The organism is Nesterenkonia xinjiangensis (assembly GCF_013410745.1).
GTDB classification, from domain to species: domain Bacteria; phylum Actinomycetota; class Actinomycetes; order Actinomycetales; family Micrococcaceae; genus Nesterenkonia; species Nesterenkonia xinjiangensis.
Genome location: NZ_JACCFY010000001.1, coordinates 2,950,916 through 2,966,632, shown reverse-complemented (window position 1 = coordinate 2,966,632; position 15,717 = coordinate 2,950,916). Strand labels below are relative to the sequence as shown.

10 protein-coding genes and 1 tRNA gene are annotated in these 15,717 nt (G+C 68.3%); 2 read left to right on the top strand and 9 right to left on the bottom strand.

The features are described from left to right. Positions 1-15: 15 nt before the first annotated feature. From HNR09_RS13345 to HNR09_RS13330, 4 genes are all read right to left on the bottom strand, one after another. Positions 16-1,386, bottom strand: coding sequence for a class II 3-deoxy-7-phosphoheptulonate synthase (locus tag HNR09_RS13345; RefSeq protein WP_179543204.1), 1,371 nt, complete (start codon positions 1,384-1,386; stop codon positions 16-18). Positions 1,387-1,530: 144 nt separating this feature from the next. Further along, complete coding sequence (locus HNR09_RS13340) at positions 1,531-3,354, bottom strand: AMP-binding protein (RefSeq protein ID WP_179542487.1); 1,824 nt, start codon at positions 3,352-3,354, stop codon at positions 1,531-1,533. A gap of 160 nt (positions 3,355-3,514) precedes the next feature. Further along, the gene (locus tag HNR09_RS13335) at positions 3,515-3,880 is read right to left on the bottom strand and encodes a hypothetical protein (RefSeq protein ID WP_179542486.1); all 366 of its coding nucleotides are present in this window, start codon (positions 3,878-3,880) and stop codon (positions 3,515-3,517) included. A 25-nt stretch (positions 3,881-3,905) separates the two neighbouring features. Beyond that, on the bottom strand, positions 3,906-4,694 hold the full coding sequence (locus HNR09_RS13330; RefSeq protein ID WP_179542485.1) for an alpha/beta hydrolase: 789 nt from the start codon (positions 4,692-4,694) through the stop codon (positions 3,906-3,908). 146 nt (positions 4,695-4,840) lie between these two features. Between HNR09_RS13330 and HNR09_RS13325 the strand changes: the two genes are divergently transcribed. Then, positions 4,841-5,530 carry a 1-acyl-sn-glycerol-3-phosphate acyltransferase gene (locus HNR09_RS13325; RefSeq protein ID WP_179542484.1) on the top strand — a complete coding sequence of 230 codons (690 nt, stop codon included), beginning with the start codon at positions 4,841-4,843 and terminating at the stop codon, positions 5,528-5,530. 99 nt (positions 5,531-5,629) lie between these two features. Here HNR09_RS13325 and HNR09_RS13320 read toward each other — a convergent pair whose 3' ends face one another. The 3 genes from HNR09_RS13320 to HNR09_RS13310 form a co-directional block, all read right to left on the bottom strand. Then, complete coding sequence (locus HNR09_RS13320; RefSeq protein ID WP_179542483.1) at positions 5,630-7,057, bottom strand: endo-1,4-beta-xylanase; 1,428 nt, start codon at positions 7,055-7,057, stop codon at positions 5,630-5,632. 238 nt (positions 7,058-7,295) lie between these two features. Next, positions 7,296-7,379: transfer RNA gene (locus HNR09_RS13315), tRNA-Leu, on the bottom strand. Between the two features lie 157 nt (positions 7,380-7,536). Continuing rightward, complete coding sequence (locus HNR09_RS13310; protein WP_343047550.1) at positions 7,537-8,571, bottom strand: ABC transporter substrate-binding protein; 1,035 nt, start codon at positions 8,569-8,571, stop codon at positions 7,537-7,539. A 166-nt stretch (positions 8,572-8,737) separates the two neighbouring features. Between HNR09_RS13310 and hrpA the strand changes: the two genes are divergently transcribed. After that, positions 8,738-12,925, top strand: a complete 4,188-nt coding sequence (gene hrpA, locus HNR09_RS13305) for an ATP-dependent RNA helicase HrpA (protein ID WP_179542482.1) — start codon at positions 8,738-8,740, stop codon at positions 12,923-12,925. Positions 12,926-12,957: 32 nt separating this feature from the next. Here the strand turns inward: hrpA and mmsB are convergent, their stop codons facing one another. Next, positions 12,958-14,139: a multiple monosaccharide ABC transporter permease gene (mmsB, locus tag HNR09_RS13300; RefSeq protein WP_179542481.1), complete on the bottom strand. Its 1,182-nt coding sequence runs from the start codon at positions 14,137-14,139 to the stop codon at positions 12,958-12,960. After that, entirely contained in the window at positions 14,139-15,695 is a 1,557-nt protein-coding gene (gene mmsA, locus HNR09_RS13295; RefSeq protein ID WP_218881943.1) for a multiple monosaccharide ABC transporter ATP-binding protein, read from the bottom strand. Before mmsA ends, mmsB begins: the two co-directional genes overlap by 1 nt. Positions 15,696-15,717 lie beyond the last annotated feature (22 nt).

Sequence of the window (15,717 nt, the reverse complement as noted above, 5' to 3'; positions counted from 1 at the left end):
GAAGAGGGCCGAGGCTCACTCCACCTGGGTGAGCGCCTCCGCCACGAGGAAGGCCATCTCCAGGGACTGCTTGTGGTTCAGCCGCGGGTCGCACAGCGACTCGTAGCGGGCGTCGAAGGCTGACTCGTCGATGATGTCAGAGCCGCCCAGGCACTCGGCGACGTCGTCACCGGTCATCTCCACGTGCAGGCCGCCGGGGTAGGTCCCCAGCGAGCGGTGCACCTCGAAGAACCCGCGCACCTCGTCCATGACATCGTCGAACTGACGCGTCTTGTACCCGTTCTTGGCCGTGATCGTGTTGCCGTGCATCGGGTCCGTGACCCAGACGACCTTGGCTCCGGAGTCGCGCACGGCTTCGACCAGCGGGGGAAGCTTCTCACGGATGTTCTTCGCGCCCATCCGGGTGATGAAGGTCAGGCGGCCCGGCTCACGCTGCGGGTCGAGCTTCTCGATGAGCGCCAGCAGGTCCTCCACTGTGGTCTTCGGCCCGAGCTTCACGCCCAACGGGTTGTGCACACGGGAGAGGTAGTCCACATGGGCGCCGTCGAGTTCCCGCGTGCGCTCCCCGATCCACACGAAATGGCCGGAGGTCACGTAGGGCTCGCCGGTGCGGGAGTCGATGCGGGTCAGCGCCCGCTCGTAGTCCAGCAGCAGAGCTTCGTGAGCCGCGTAGAACTCGGTGCGCTTCAACGCGTCGAAATCTGCACCGCAGGCCTCCATGAACCGCACGGCGCGGTCGATCTCGCCGGCGATGGACTCATAGCGGGCATGCGCCGGGTTGTCCATGAAACCCTTGTTCCACTGCTGGACCGCCCGCAGGTCGGCGAAACCGCCCTCGGTGAAGGCCCGCACGAGGTTCAGCGTGGCGGCGGACGTGTTGTAGGCACGCACCATGCGCTTCGGGTCCGGGATGCGGGAGTCCTCGGTGAAGTCGAAGCCGTTGATGATCTCGCCGCGGAAGCTCGGCAGGGTCACGTCTCCGCGTGTCTCCATGTCCGAGGAGCGCGGTTTGGCGAACTGGCCCGCCATGCGGCCCATCTTCACCACCGGCAGGGAGGCGCCGTAGGTGAGCACCACCGCCATCTGCAGCAGGGTCTTCACTCGGGCGCTGATCTTGTCCGCGGTGGCTCCGGCGAAGGTCTCCGCACAATCCCCGCCCTGCAGGAGGAAGGCCTCCCCGGAGGCGACCTTGGCCAGTCGGCGCTTGAGCTTGTCCACCTCCCCGGCGAAGACCAGCGGGGGGTTGGAGGAGAGCTCGTCGACGGCGGAGTCGAAGTCGGGATGATCACGCCAGTCCGGCTGCTGCCGGATGGGCAGCCGACGCCACTCGTCGAGACCCGGATAGTCGGCGGCACCGGTGTGGAGGATCTCTCCGGGCGCGGTCAACGGGGTCTGGACGGAGGTCTTCTCTGGCGTAGTAGTCACGTCATAAGCCTAAGGCTCACACCGCGGGTCGACCCAATGCGGGGGGCGCTCGGTCCAGATGCTGGACTGACGCGCCACAGCCGCAGTGGGCCCCACCGGTCCCGCTCAGCTCTCACGTCCGGCCGCGGCCTCGGAGTAGAGGTCGTCGACGACGTCGGAGTAGTCCTTCATCACGCTGGGACGCTTGATCTTCATCGAAGGGGTCAGGTGCCCGGACTCGATCGTGAAGTCTTCCTCCAGCAGCCTGAAGGTGCGGATCGACTCGGCACGGGAGACGGACTCGTTGGCACGATCGATCACCGACTGCACATGGGTGAGGATCTCGTCGCGGGTGATGAGCTCGCTCATCGGCGTCTGCGGGTCGATGCCGTGCCGCTGGAGCCACTGCGGCAGGGTCTCGGGGTCCAGCGTGATCAGCGCGGCCACGAACGGCCGCGCGTCGCCCACCACGACCACCTGGGAGACGACTGCGTCAGCACGGATCTGGTCCTCGAGCTGGGCCGGCGCCACGTTCTTCCCGGACGCGGTCACCAGGATCTCCTTCTTGCGACCGGTGATGGTCAGGAAGCCGTCATCGTCCAGCGAACCGATGTCGCCGGTGCGGAACCAGCCGTCCTCGGTGAACGCCTCGTCCTTGAGCTCCGGGCGGTTGCGGTAGCCGGAGAAGACGCACACGCCCTTGCCGAGCACCTCGCCGTCGTCGGCGATCCTGACCGCACATCCCGGCAGCGGGACCCCGACGGATCCGATCCTGAACTTCTCCGGGGTGTTCACGGTGATCGGCGCCGTGGTCTCGGTGAGCCCGTAACCCTCCATGATCATCACCCCGATGCCATGGAAGAAGTGACCCAGCCGGGCACCCAGCGGACTTCCTCCGGAGACCGCGTGGGTGACGCGCCCGCCCATGCGGGCATGCAGCTTGGAGTAGACCAGCTTCGAGAACAGCTTGTGCTTCATGCCGAGCACGAAGGGAACCTTGCCGGCCTCCTGGGCCTTGGACCAGTCGATCGCTGTCTGGGCGGCCTTCGCGAAGATGGCGCCCTTGCCGTCGCCCTCGGCCTTCATCATGGCTGCGTTGTAGATCTTCTCGAACACGCGCGGCACGGCCAGCAGGAAGGTCGGACGGAAGGTACCCAGGTCATCGACGAGGTCTTTGATGTCGGCGGTGTGGCCGACACGGGCGCCGGCCGCCACGCACAGCACCGAGATGAACCGGGCGAAGACGTGCGCCAGCGGGATGAACATCACCGTGGAGGAGTCCTTATTCACCACATGCGCCAGCGACTTGGTGGTCTGCAGGGACAGCTCGGTGAAGTTCCCATGGGTGAGCTCGCACCCCTTGGGCCGCCCGGTGGTGCCCGAGGTGTAGATGATGGTGGCCAGCTCGGACAGGCCGGCCCGGGAGCGGCGTCGCTCGATCTCCGCGTCCTCGACCTCGGCACCGGCGGCCCGGAGGGAGTCGAGATCGTCATTGTCGAGACGAAGCACCCCGCTGACGCTCTCCAGCTTCTCCTGGGAGACGGCGCGGTCCACGACCTTCTCGTGCGGAGCGCTGTCGACGAAGACCAGACGCGCTCCGGAGTCCTCCACGATCCAGGCGACCTGGGAGGGCGAGGAGGTCTCATAGATCGGCACGGTCACCGCACCCGCGTACCAGATGGCGAAGTCCAGCAGGGTCCACTCGTACCGCGTGGGGGCCATGATGGCCACCCGATCCCCCTCCTGGATCTCGCGGGCCACCAGACCCTTGGCGAGAGCGACGACGTCCTCCCGGAACTGCCCGGCGGTGACGTCAGTCCACTCACCGGGGCTGAGCTGGCGGCCGAAGAGCACGTTCGCGGAGTCCGCCTCCACCTGGCGTTCGAGCAGGTCGGTGATGTTGAGCTCGGCAGGGACCTCGATGACCGGCGGGGCGGCGAATTCCTTCACGACTGGACTCCTCTGTCGACGGACCGCTGCAGTGGGGCCAGGTGCTCGGCACCACCTCACGGCGTGGGGCACTACTTGATGGTAACTACAATGTGGCCCGACTCACAGTAATGACCGGGAGGGGCTGCTGTCCACAAGGTCATGGAATCCCTCCGGCGGCTCAGACCTGTGCCCCGTCACCGGACCCCGTGCGGCTCCGCGGCATCTGCAGGAACAGCGTCACCAGACCGACCAGCGTGACGCCGATCAGCGCCGGAGCAGCCCAGGAGGGAATCGTCATGGGGAGCCAGGTGAGCAGCAGCAGCGCCAGCAGCCCTCCGACGGCGAGCACCACACCGAGCACGACGGCGGGCTTGGCCCCGGCCAGCGGGCTCTTCGGGTTGGGCGGTCTGAAGTCATCGATCTCATCGAGCGAATCCTCGTCCACGGACCAGTCCCGGGGCCCCGGCCCCGAGCCGCTCACGGGCCGAGAGGATCCCCGACGGCTGAAGATCGCACTGGGATCGTCGTCGCGGTGGCGGGTCATTCGTCCTCCCCTGAAGGTAACTGCATCATGGGCCTGCCTGCGGCTCGCCCGACCTCGCGGCGTCGCGCAGGAATTCGAGCGTGCGCCAGCCGACGGCGTCGGCGTCGTGGTCCAGGGTGGCGACGTGCAGCGAGCGTTCCAGCACGACCTCCGTCAGCTGCCCTGGATCCATGTTGTTCACCAGAGTATCCGCTGAAGAGCGCGGAAGGACATTGTCCCTCGCCGACCGGAGCAGCAGGACCGGGGCGCGGACGTCGTCCAGCTCACCGCGGACCTGTGCGATCAGCCGCCCCAGAGTCGCCACCGCGCGCACCGGAGTGCGGTCATAGGCCTCCTCCACCGTCCCTGGCCTGGCGATGTCCCCGCCCACCGGCGTCGTGGAGGGCAGCACCCCGCCCAGAAGCCGCGCCAGCGTCAGCTGGAAGGGCTTCAGCCGCAGGCACGGATTGATGGCGACCACGGCAGAGGGGCTCCGCCGCGCGGCCACATGGAGCGCGAGGGCACCTCCCATGGAGAGCCCGACGACGGCGACCTCCCGACGTCTCGCAGCCAGCCGATCCCACCCGGCCAGCGCTGCCCGCAGGATCTGCTCGGCGGAGGTGGTGTTGAGATCCTGCCAGCGCGTGCCGTGGCCCGGCAGCATCGGCACGTGCACCGCACAGCCGGCGTCGCGGATCACCCCGGCCACCGGCGCCATGGACGCCGGCGTGGAGGTGAATCCGTGGAGCAGCAGCACCCCCGGCATGCCGGGGGCGGGGACCGGTCCGCGAGAGGCCTGGTGAACGGTCGGGGCATCGAGTGTCCGGTGGGGCATGGCACCACAGTAGCCGCAGGCCCACGGTCTAGAGTGGAGCACGGCCGCCCCGGACGGACCCGCTTCCGGCCGGCCTGCCTGACAGACCTCCCGCGGGCCCGGCCTGCCTGCCGTGGCCCCCGCTCCGAGGAAGGACGCCCCGGCTCGTGTTCTACTACGTCGCGAAGACCTTCGCCGTCGCCCCTGCGGTCAACGCCCTCTTCCGCCCCTGGGTCAAAGGGCTGGACAACATCCCCGAGGACGGTCCCGCCATCCTGGCCTCCAACCACCTGTCCTTCTCCGACTCGGTGTTCATGCCGGTGAAGGTGCCGCGTCCCGTGCGGTTCCTGGCCAAGAAGGACTATTTCGTGAAGAGGGGCGCCACCGGCTGGGTGACCCGGAAGTTCTTCGACATCACCGGCCAGATCCCGATGGACCGCTCCGGTGGACGCGCCAGCCAGGACTCTCTGGACGCCGGGGAGAAGGCCCTGCGCGAGGGCGCACTGCTGGGGATCTACCCCGAGGGCACCCGCAGCCCGGACGGTCGCCTCTACCGCGGCAAGCTCGGCGTGGCGCGACTCGCGCTGCGCACGCAGGTGCCGGTGATCCCGGTGGCGATGATCGGCACGGACAAGGTGCAGCCGATCGGCAAGAAGGTGCCCTCCATCCGCCGGGTCGGGCTCATCATCGGGGAGCCGCTGACCTTCGAGGCCTATCACGACAATGCGGAGGACCGTTTCGCCCAACGGGCGGTCACCGACGAGATCATGTACCAGATCATGAGGCTCTCCGGACAGGAGTACGTGGACCGGTATGCCGCGGACGTGAAGCGCCGCCTGGAGGCAGGCGAGTCCTGAGCCGGCAGCGGGCGGCGAGGGTCCCGGCGCTCCTCGCCACCCGCTGAGCCTTCACCCCCCCCCCCCCCCCCGATGATCGTCACCGACGGTGGTGGCGGTTCAGACGCCGGCCTGCTCGAGGAGCCCGCGGCACTGCTCGAAAGCGGCGTCCTGGTCCCAGACCTCGGCGCCCTCGGCATGCTCGACCAGTGTGCGCTGGATGATGCAGTAGGTCGGCTTGCGCTCGTAGTCCCCCTCGTGGAGAGTGGCGTCGCCTTCGCCTGGGAATGTGTTGGGCACCCAGCTGTGGGCGTCCAGCGTGCCCCAGACGGTGAACGAGTTGCAGTTCTCCACCTCGAGGCACACCTGCAGGACGGTCTCGAACCTCTCGGCCGCGCCCGCGCGGTCCGCGGCGCTCATCCGGTCACCCTCATCGACCTCTCCGCGGACGTCGATCTCGGTCACCGCGGTGTGCAGTCCGAGGGCGTCGAATCGCTCGAGGTTGTCCTGGTATGTCTCATCGAAGCCGTACTGCATGCTCAAGTGGGTCTGGGCGCCGAAGCCATGCACCGGCACTCCGCGGTCCAGCTGCTCCTGGACCAGATCGTAGTAGGCGTCGGACTTCGCATTGATGCCGTCGACGTTGTAGTCGTTGTAGAACAGCAGCGCCTCAGGATCCTCCTCATGGGCCCAGCGGAAGATGTCGTCGAGGATCTCGACGCCGAGTTCACGGATCCAGATGTTCTCGTCGTCGCGGATGGTGGCGTCGGCGTCGTCGCCGAAGATCTCGTTGGCGACGTCCCACTGCTGGATGCAGCCGGCGTAGCGGGAGACCACGGTGCGCACATGGTCCTCCAGGATCTCCCGGAGCTCCTCGGGGCTGTGGTCACCCTCCTCCAACCAGTCGGGGTTCTGCGAGTGCCAGGACAGCGCGTGGCCACGGACATCCATGTCATGCGCCTGGGCGAGCTGCACGACGGCGTCGGCGGCCTCGAAGTCGTAGACGCCCTCCTCAGGCTGGACGAACTCCCATTTCAGGTAGTTCTCATGGGTGATCGAGGAATATTCCTCGGCCAGGTGCTGTCGATAGTCCGCGTCATCCGGGAAGGGGTCCGGGTATTCCTCGTCGGAGTGGTGGCCGCCTCCTGCGGCCACGTTGCCGATGCGGATGTCGTCGTCACTGTGGGCCCTGAGCGAGTCGCGGTCGGCCTCATAGGCGGTGCGTCCGCCCTCAGGGGCGAAGGCGCACTGGCCGTCTTCGGCGTCGTTCCCGTCTCCGGGGCGCCCGGGATTGTCCGGCTTGCCAGGGTTCTCAGGCCGTCCGGCGTTCCCCGAGTTCCCCGGGCTGTCCGGCCGTCCGGCGTTTCCTGAGTTCCCCGGGCTGTCCGGCCGCCCCACGTTCCCCGAGTTCCCCGGGGCGCCCTGCTCCTGCGCGCCGTCGGGGGCGTAGGCCGCAGCCGGCTGCGCGGCGACCGCGCCCAACGACACCGTCAACAGCCCGGCGCACAGGGCGGCGGCGAGACGCCGCGTGGTGGTCTGCGATGGCATGTGATCCTCCTGAGTTCGAGTGCTCGGTCAGACATACATGGAGGGAGCGCTCTCATCGCTGGTCAGCCTGAGCCAGGTCCGCCGTTCGTCCGGCGAGATGTGGCCCACCCCATGTTTTGTCTTCCCGAGAGACTATTTATTCGAGGATCGTGTGTCAACCGTCACAGACACTCCCTGCCGCACCTGCAGACGCAGAAGGGCCCCGGAGGACATCCTCCGGGGCCCTTCTGTCGGCTCGTGCGCGAGGGGGGACTTGAACCCCCACGCCCGTGAAGGCACTGGCACCTGAAGCCAGCGCGTCTACCAATTCCGCCACTCGCGCGAGCTGCCATCCAGGAAGCTTCTCGGCCCGTTATCCCACCGTCACCGGCAGGCCTCGTTCCGTTCACTCCGTCGAACAGCGATATCCATCCTAACCACAAGCTCAGCCGGTCGCCTAATCGAGGTTCCGTGACGCCCGCCACAACACTGCTCGGGCCTCAGTCCCCCTCCCCGACCACCACGTCCGCGGCGTCCAGGATCTCCTCCGGGACCTCCAGACCCATCTGTTCGGCCGCCTGCGGGTTCACGTGGAGCTCATGCTCCTCGGACACCTCCACGGGCATCGTGGCCGGGTCCTCCCCCTCCAGCAAGATGCGCAGCGCCATCTGTCCGGACTGCCTGCCGATGGCATGGTGATCGACACCGTAGGTGGCCACCGCTCCGCGATCCACCGAGTCGACGTCAGCGGCGAAGAGGGGGATCTGCTGCTGCTGACCGAACTGGACCACGGACTCCAGCGCGGAGACCACCACGTTGTCGGTAGGGATCCACAGGGCGTCGACCTCGGCGAGCGCCTCCACGCCCTGCTGGACCTCGGCGGAGTTCGTCACGGTGGCGGTGCGGATGTCCAGCCCGAGATCCTCGGCGGCCGCCTCGGCCAGGTCCACCTGCACCTGAGAGTTGGTCTCCCCTGAGGCGTACAGGATGCCCAGCGTCTCCACAGAGGGGTCGATCTCGGTGATCAGCTCGAGCTGCTCGTCGACGGGGTTCAGGTCCGAGGTGCCGGTCATGTGCCCGCCCGGAGCCTCCCAGAACTCCACCAGTCCCGCCGCCTCCGGGTCGGTGATCACCATGAACAGCACAGGGGTCTCACCGCCCTGGGTCGCCGTGGCGATCTGCTGGGACTGCGAGGTCGCGATGGTGGCGATGAGGTCATGACCGCCGCCCGCGAGCTGGGAGGCGATCGTCGCCTCGATGGAGGCGTCGCCCTGGGCGTTCTGCTCCTCCCAGTCGACCTGCACACCGGCATCCTCCACCGCCTCCTTGAAGCCCTCCCGGGTGGCATCGAGCGAAGGATGCGCCACCGGCTGGGCGATGCCGATGGAGAAGCTCTGCGCCTCACCCTCTCCGCCGTCCTGGTCCGCGCCGCCGGGCTCCGCACCGCAGCCGCTGAGCAGCAGAGTCACGGCCGCCAGGCCGGCCGTCCCCTGGAGCGGTCCTCGGGACGCCCCTCCTCCGATGGTGCTGCGCACGGTCGTCCTCCTCAGCTCAGACGGGTGCCGATCCCCGCGGGCACGGGCCCCGGGACGGCAGATCGATCGCTAGACATGCTCGCACGGATGCCTCGCCGGCACGAGGATGACACCGGAGGATGTCCGGCACGGCGACGTGCCGGGACTCGATAGACTCGTAGGCGTCATGCCTGAACCCACGCGCACAGCCTCCCGACGCTCCCCACGCCCGAACGCCGGACGCGAGGGCGGTCGGTCCCGACGAGGCCCCGAGCGCCGCAGCTTCACGGCAGAAGACCTGAACTACCCCGATGAGCTTCCGGTGACCGGCGAGCGCGAGATCATCCTGGAGGCGCTGCGCGAGCATCAGGTGGTCGTCGTCGCCGGGGAGACCGGGTCCGGCAAGACGACCCAGCTGCCGAAGATGTGCCTGGAGCTGGGGCTGCAGCGCGACGGCATCATCGGGCACACCCAGCCCCGCCGACTGGCCGCCCGCACTGTGGCCGAGCGACTGGCCGAGGAGCTGGGCACCGGCATCGGCGAGGACATCGGCTACCAGGTCCGCTTCACCTCCGAGGTCTCCGAGGCCAGCTCGGTGAAGCTGATGACCGACGGCATCCTGCTCACCGAGCTGCGCCGCGACCCGATGCTGCGCCGGTACTCGGCCATCCTCATCGACGAGGCCCACGAGCGCAGCCTCAACATCGACGTCATCCTCGGGTACCTGAAGTCGATCCTGCCGAAGCGTCCGGAGCTGAAGGTCATCATCACCTCGGCGACCATCGATCCGGAGCGCTTCGCGACCCACTTCAGCCCTGACCCGGACGAGCCCACGGTGCCGATCATCGAGGTCTCCGGACGCACCTTTCCGGTGGAGGTCCGCTACCGGTCCCTGCGCCCCGACGTCGAGACCAGCGAGCAGGACGCCTTCGACGAGGACTCCGCAGGTGCAGGCTCCTCCGAGGAGCGGGACATGATCGACGCCGTCGGCGACGCCGTGCTCGAACTCGCCGAGGAGCCCGACGGAGACATGCTCGTCTTCTTCCCGGGAGAACGGGAGATCCGCGACGCCGCCGACGCGCTGGCCGACGTCGTCCGGCGCGACCGTCGGCTCGCCGACGCCGAGATCCTCCCGCTGTTCGGCCGGCTCTCGCTGGCCGAGCAGAAGCGTGTCTTCTCCCCCGGGGGTCGGCGACGGATCGTACTGGCCACCAACGTCGCCGAGACGTCGCTGACCGTGCCCGGGATCAAATACGTCATCGACACCGGCACAGCCCGCATCTCCCGGTACTCGACCCGCACCAAGGTCCAGCGGCTGCCCATCGAAGCCATCTCGCAGGCCAGCGCGAACCAACGCGCAGGACGCTGTGGCCGCACCAGCGACGGCATCTGCATCCGGCTCTACTCCCAGGGCGACTTCGAGTCGCGTCCCGAATTCACCGATCCGGAGATCCTGCGCACCTCGCTGGCCTCGGTGCTGCTGCAGATGTCTTCGATGGGGATCACCCGCACCCCTGAGGACCTCCTCGACTTCCCCTTCGTCCAGCCTCCCGACGCCAAGGCGGTCACCGACGCGGTCCGGCTCCTCACCGAGCTGGGCGCACTGCACACCGGCGGCAAGGCCCCGGGCGGGGGCGCGCGCCGGAGTCGCCAGGGCGAGCAGGAGCGTCGAGGGTCGATCACGCCGGTGGGCCGTGCCCTGGCGCAGCTGCCGGTGGACCCTCGGCTGGGACGGATGATGGTGGAGGCCGGCCGGCGGGATTGCCTCGAGGAGGTCACCGTGCTGGTGGCCGGCCTCTCCATCCAGGACCCGCGCGAGCGCCCGGCCGCCGTCCGCCAGCAGGCCGATGAGATGCATCGCCGATTCGCCGACGACGCCTCCGACTTCTCCGCGCTGCTGAACCTCTGGCAGCATCTGCTCATCCAGCAGCAGGAGCTCTCCGGCAACCAGTTCCGCAAGATGTGCCGCCGTGAGCATCTGAACTACCTGCGGGTCCGGGAGTGGCAGGATCTGGTGGTCCAGCTCGCCGATCTCGCGAGACAGGCGGACCTGGGACCGATCACCCGACCCCGCCGACGCAGCCAGATGCCCGTGGAGCCGGCGGCACGGCACGACGCGGTGCACCGATCGCTGCTCTCCGGGCTGCTGAGCCACATCGGCCTGTACAGCCCACGGACCCGTGACTACCAAGGCGCCCGCGGCACGCGGTTCGCCGTCTTCCCGGGCTCCGGGCTGTTCAAGAGGACCCACGACTGGATCATGGCCGCCGAGCTGGTCGAGACCTCCCGACTGTGGGCTCGGACAGCCGCGCGCATCGACCCCACGTGGATCGAGGAGCTCGCCCCGCACCTGGTCAAACGCACCCACTCCGAGCCGCGCTGGTCCGCCCGCCAGGGCGCTGCCGTGGCCACCGAGAAGGTGACGCTCTACGGGGTCCCGGTGGTGGCGGACCGACAGGTGCTCTTCGGCCGCATCGATGCCGAGCAGAGCCGCGAGCTGTTCATCCGGCGCGCGCTCGTCGAAGGCGACTGGACGACCCGGCACCACTTCGACCGGCGCAACCGAGAGCGGTTCCAGGAGATCGAGGAGCTGGAGAACCGCACTCGACGGCGCGATCTGCGCGCCTCGGACGACATGCTCTTCGCGTTCTTCGACGAGCGGCTGCCGCAGGACATCACCTCCCAACGGCACTTCGACTCCTGGTGGAAGAACCAGCGCCACGAGACCCCGGAGCTGCTCGACCTCACCGAGGATCATGTCCTCGGCGAGGGTGCCGAGGCCGTCGACGTCGAGGCGTTCCCCGAACACCTGGACCTCGACGGCCTGCGCCTCGAGCTGCGCTACGAGTTCAATCCGGACTCCTGGAGCCGCGGCGAGGGACGCGGCACCACCGCCGACGGCGTCACCGTCCGGGTGCCGATCCTCTTCCTCAACCAGCTGCGGCCCACTCACTTCGACTGGCTGATCCCCGGGCTGCGCACGGAGCTGATCACCCAGCTGATCAGGTCGATGCCCAAGCAGCTGCGCAAGAACTTCGTGCCGGCCCCGGACGTGGCCGCCCAGGCCCGCACACGCCTCGAGCAGGAGTTCGTCCCCGGAGAGGATCCGCTCGCCCCGTCACTGGCGACGGTGCTTCAGCGGCTGCGCGGCGAGCGTGTGGACCCTGAGGCCCTCGACCTGCGGAGGCTTCCGGCGCACCTGCGCTTCACCTACGCCGTGCTCAGCGAGCGCGGACGGGTGCTGGACAGCTCCCAGGACCTGGAAGAGCTGCAGCTGCGCTTCGCCCAGCAGAACCGCGAGGCGATCAGTCGGTCGCTGGCCGGAGGCGGCAAGCGCGAGGAGGGCCGGCCCGGCTCCCCCCAGGGCTCCCGGGGCGCCGCCTCGGTGCCGCCGCAGGCCATGCCGGGCAGTTCCGGCAGATCCGGCAGATCCGGGCGGCATCAGCACGCCGCAGAAGGTCCCGGGACCGAGACCTCGGCAGGAGCCTCGCCCGTGCCCGCCCAGCGGGAGCAGACCTCCTGGACCTTCGGCGACCTGCCTCGGGAGCTCAGTCGCGGGGTGGGCGGTCGTGAGGTGACCGGCTATCCGGCCCTGGCGGAGGAGCAGCAGGGACGCCGTGGGGTTCACTGCACCATCCAGGACTCCGCCGCCGACCAGCACCGGGTCCACCGCCGCGGGGTCGTCGCACTGCTGCGCGAGGTCCTGCCCTCTCCGCAGCGCTATGTGGTGGACCATCTCAGCAACCGCGAGCGCCTCGCGTTCGGCCGCTCCCCGCACGGGACCGTGGAGTCCCTGGTCACCGACTGCACCACCGCGGCCCTGGACCATCTGGTGCCGGCGGAGCTGCCCTTCAGCGCCGTCGAGTTCGAACAGGTCGCCCGGGAGGCCCGTGCAGAGCTCATCGAGACCGTGCTGTCCCTCACCGACGTGCTGGCCAAGGTCCTGACCGCTTCTGCGCAGCTGGGGACACGGCTGGACTCAGCCGGCTCCGCCGCTCTGCAGCCGGCCGTCAGCGACATGCGCGCCCAGCTGGAGGTGCTGGTGCATCCGGGCTTCGTGGCGGCCACCGGGCAGACGCAGATGCGGCATCTGCCCCGGTACCTGCAGGCGATGGCACTGCGTCTGGACCGGCTCGAGGCCGGCCAGGGCCTGACCAAGGACGCCCAGGACATGGCGCTGGTCCAGAAGCTGGAGGACGAGTACGACACGGCCATCGAAGCGGTGCCCGACCAGCTGCCGGTGCCGGAGCAGCTGGCCGGGGTGAAGTGGATGCTGGAGGAGCTGCGGGTCAATCTCTTCGCCCAGCAGCTGGGCACCGCGCAGACGGTCTCGGCCAAACGGATCCGCCGAGCCATCACGCAGGGGTCGCGCTGAGCGGTGGTCCTCCCCTGCGCCGGGGCGAGGTGTCAGCGGTCCGCGGTGGCCCGCTTCTTGTTCCAGACGTCGAAGGCCACGGCGAGGACCAGCACCACGCCGCGCACCACGTTCTGCGTGGACTGGTCGATGCCCATGATCTGCATGCCGTTGGACATCACCGCCATGATGAGGCCCCCGATGATCGCGCCCTGGACCTTGCCGACACCTCCGGTGACCGCGGCCCCTCCGATGAAGGCGGCGGCGATCGCATCCAGCTCGAACATGTACCCGGCGCCGGGTTGGGCGCTGTTGGACCGGGCGGAGTACACGATGCCGGCCACGGCGGCCAGCACCCCCATGTTGATGAACAGCAGGAAGTTCACCCGCTGGGTCTTCACCCCGGAGAGCTTGGCCGCCTGGAGGTTGCCGCCCATGGCGTAGATGTGACGGCCGAAGACCGTTCGCTGCGTGATGAACCCGTAGAGCAGCACCAGAGCCGCCAGCAGGATCAGCACCACCGGCGTGCCGCGCGCATTGGCCAGCCGCCAGGCGAAGGCCATGATGATCGCGGCGACCAGCAGGACCCGCACGGCGAACAGCCAGAGGGCCTCCACCGGCTGACGGTACTCCAGCTTGCGCATGCGGTTCCGCCACTGGGACCAGGCGAAGCCCACTGCCGCGATCGCACCGATGCACAGGGTGAAGACGTCGTAGCCGGGTCCGCCGAGCAGTCCGTTGAGGAACCCACCGGCGATGTACTGGTACTCCGAGGGGAACGGGGACAGCGAGACGTTGTCCAGGGTCTGCATGGTGAGGCCACGGAATATCAGCATGCCCGCCAGGGTGACGATGAACGCCGGGATGCCGACGATCGCCACCCAGAAGCCCTGCCAGATCCCCACCAGCACACCGGTGATCAGTGCGGCGATCACGCCCACCCACCACGGCATCCCCTCTCTGATCACGACCACCGCCGAGACCGCGCCCGTGAACGCCACCACCGACCCCACGGAGAGGTCGATGTGTCCCGCCACAATGATCATCACCATGCCGATGGCCAGGATCAGGATGTAGGAGTACTGCAGCACCAGGTTGGTCAGGTTCCCCGGACTGAGCAGCGTGCCTCCGGTGAGGACGGTGAACAGCAGGACGATGAAGACGAAGGCGATGTAGATGCCGCTCTGCCGCAGGTTGCGGGTGAGCAGCTCGCGCAGATTGGACGTGCCGGCCATCAGTCACTCTCCTTGGTCATGAGTTCCATCAGCCCCTCCTGGGTGGCCTCGGCCGCGTCCACCTCGCCGGTGATGCGGCCGGCCGAGAGCGTGTAGATGCGATCGCAGAGCCCCAGTACCTCGGGGAGTTCGGAGGAGATCACCAGGATCGCCTTCCCCGCGGCGGCGAGCTCATTGATGATCGAGTAGATCTCGAACTTCGCGCCGACGTCGATGCCGCGAGTGGGCTCGTCCAGGATCAGCAGCTCGGGCTCGGTGTAGAGCCACTTGCTGAGCACCACCTTCTGCTGGTTGCCCCCGGAGAGCTTCTCCACGATGGAGAGCACCGAGGGGGCCTTGATGTTCAGCGAGCTCCGGTAGCGCTCGGCGACGGCGATCTCCTCGTTGGCGTTCACCCAGCCTGCCGGTGCCAGCTTCTTCAGCCCGGCGGCGGTGATGTTGATCCGGACGTCCTCGATGAGGTTCAGCCCGTACTGCTTCCGGTCCTCGCTCACATAGGCGATGCCGTGCTCGATGGCGTCGGACACGTTCCGGATCCGCACCGGAGTGCCGTGCATGGAGACGGTGCCGCGGATGTCCCGGCCCCAGGAGCGCCCGAAGACGCTCATCGCCAGTTCCGTGCGTCCGGCACCCATCAGGCCGGCGATGCCCACCACTTCCCCCGCCCGGACATGCAGCGAGGCGCCGTCGACGACGACCCGGTCCGGCTGGTTCGGGTGGGTGACGTGCCAGTCCTCGATGCGGAGGATCTCCTCACCGATCTCCACGTCCCGCTCCGGATACATGTGCTCCATGTCGCGGCCGACCATCCCCCGGATGATCCGGGCTGTGGTCTGCTCCGCCGTGGCGCCGTCGTGCATCTCGATCGTCTCGATCGTGGAACCGTCACGGATGACGGTGGTGGCGTCGGCGACCGCGGCGATCTCTCCCAGCTTGTGGGAGATGATGATGCAGGTGACGCCTTCCTCGCGCAGGTCACGGATGAGCCCGAGCAGATGGGCGGAGTCGTCGTCGTTCAGCGCAGCGGTGGGCTCGTCGAGGATCAGCAGCTTGACGTTCTTCGACAGGGCCTTGGCGATCTCGATGAGCTGCTGCTTGCCGACCCCGAGGGTTCCGACCGGGGTGACGGGATTCTCGTGCAGCCCGACCTTGTCCATGAGCTCGACCGCACGGACGTTGGTCTCATGCCAGTCGATGATCCCGGCGGTGGCCTGCTCGTTGCCGAGAAAGATGTTCTCCGCCACCGAGAGGTGAGGCACCAGCGCCAGCTCCTGATGGATGATCACGATTCCGTGATCCTCGGAGTCGTTGATCCCGCTGAAGGACACCGCCTCCCCCTCGAAGCGGATCTCGCCCTCGTAGCCGCCGGCCGGGTACACCCCGGAGAGCACCTTCATCAGCGTGGACTTGCCCGCGCCGTTCTCCCCGCAGATCGCATGGATCGCGCCTCTCTCGACGGTCAGCGAGACCTCGGAGAGTGCGACGACGCCGGGGAAACGCTTGGTGATCGAGAGCATCTGGAGGATCGGGTCCTCCACAGCCGTCCTGACTGTCATGGGTCCTCCTCGTCATCCGCCT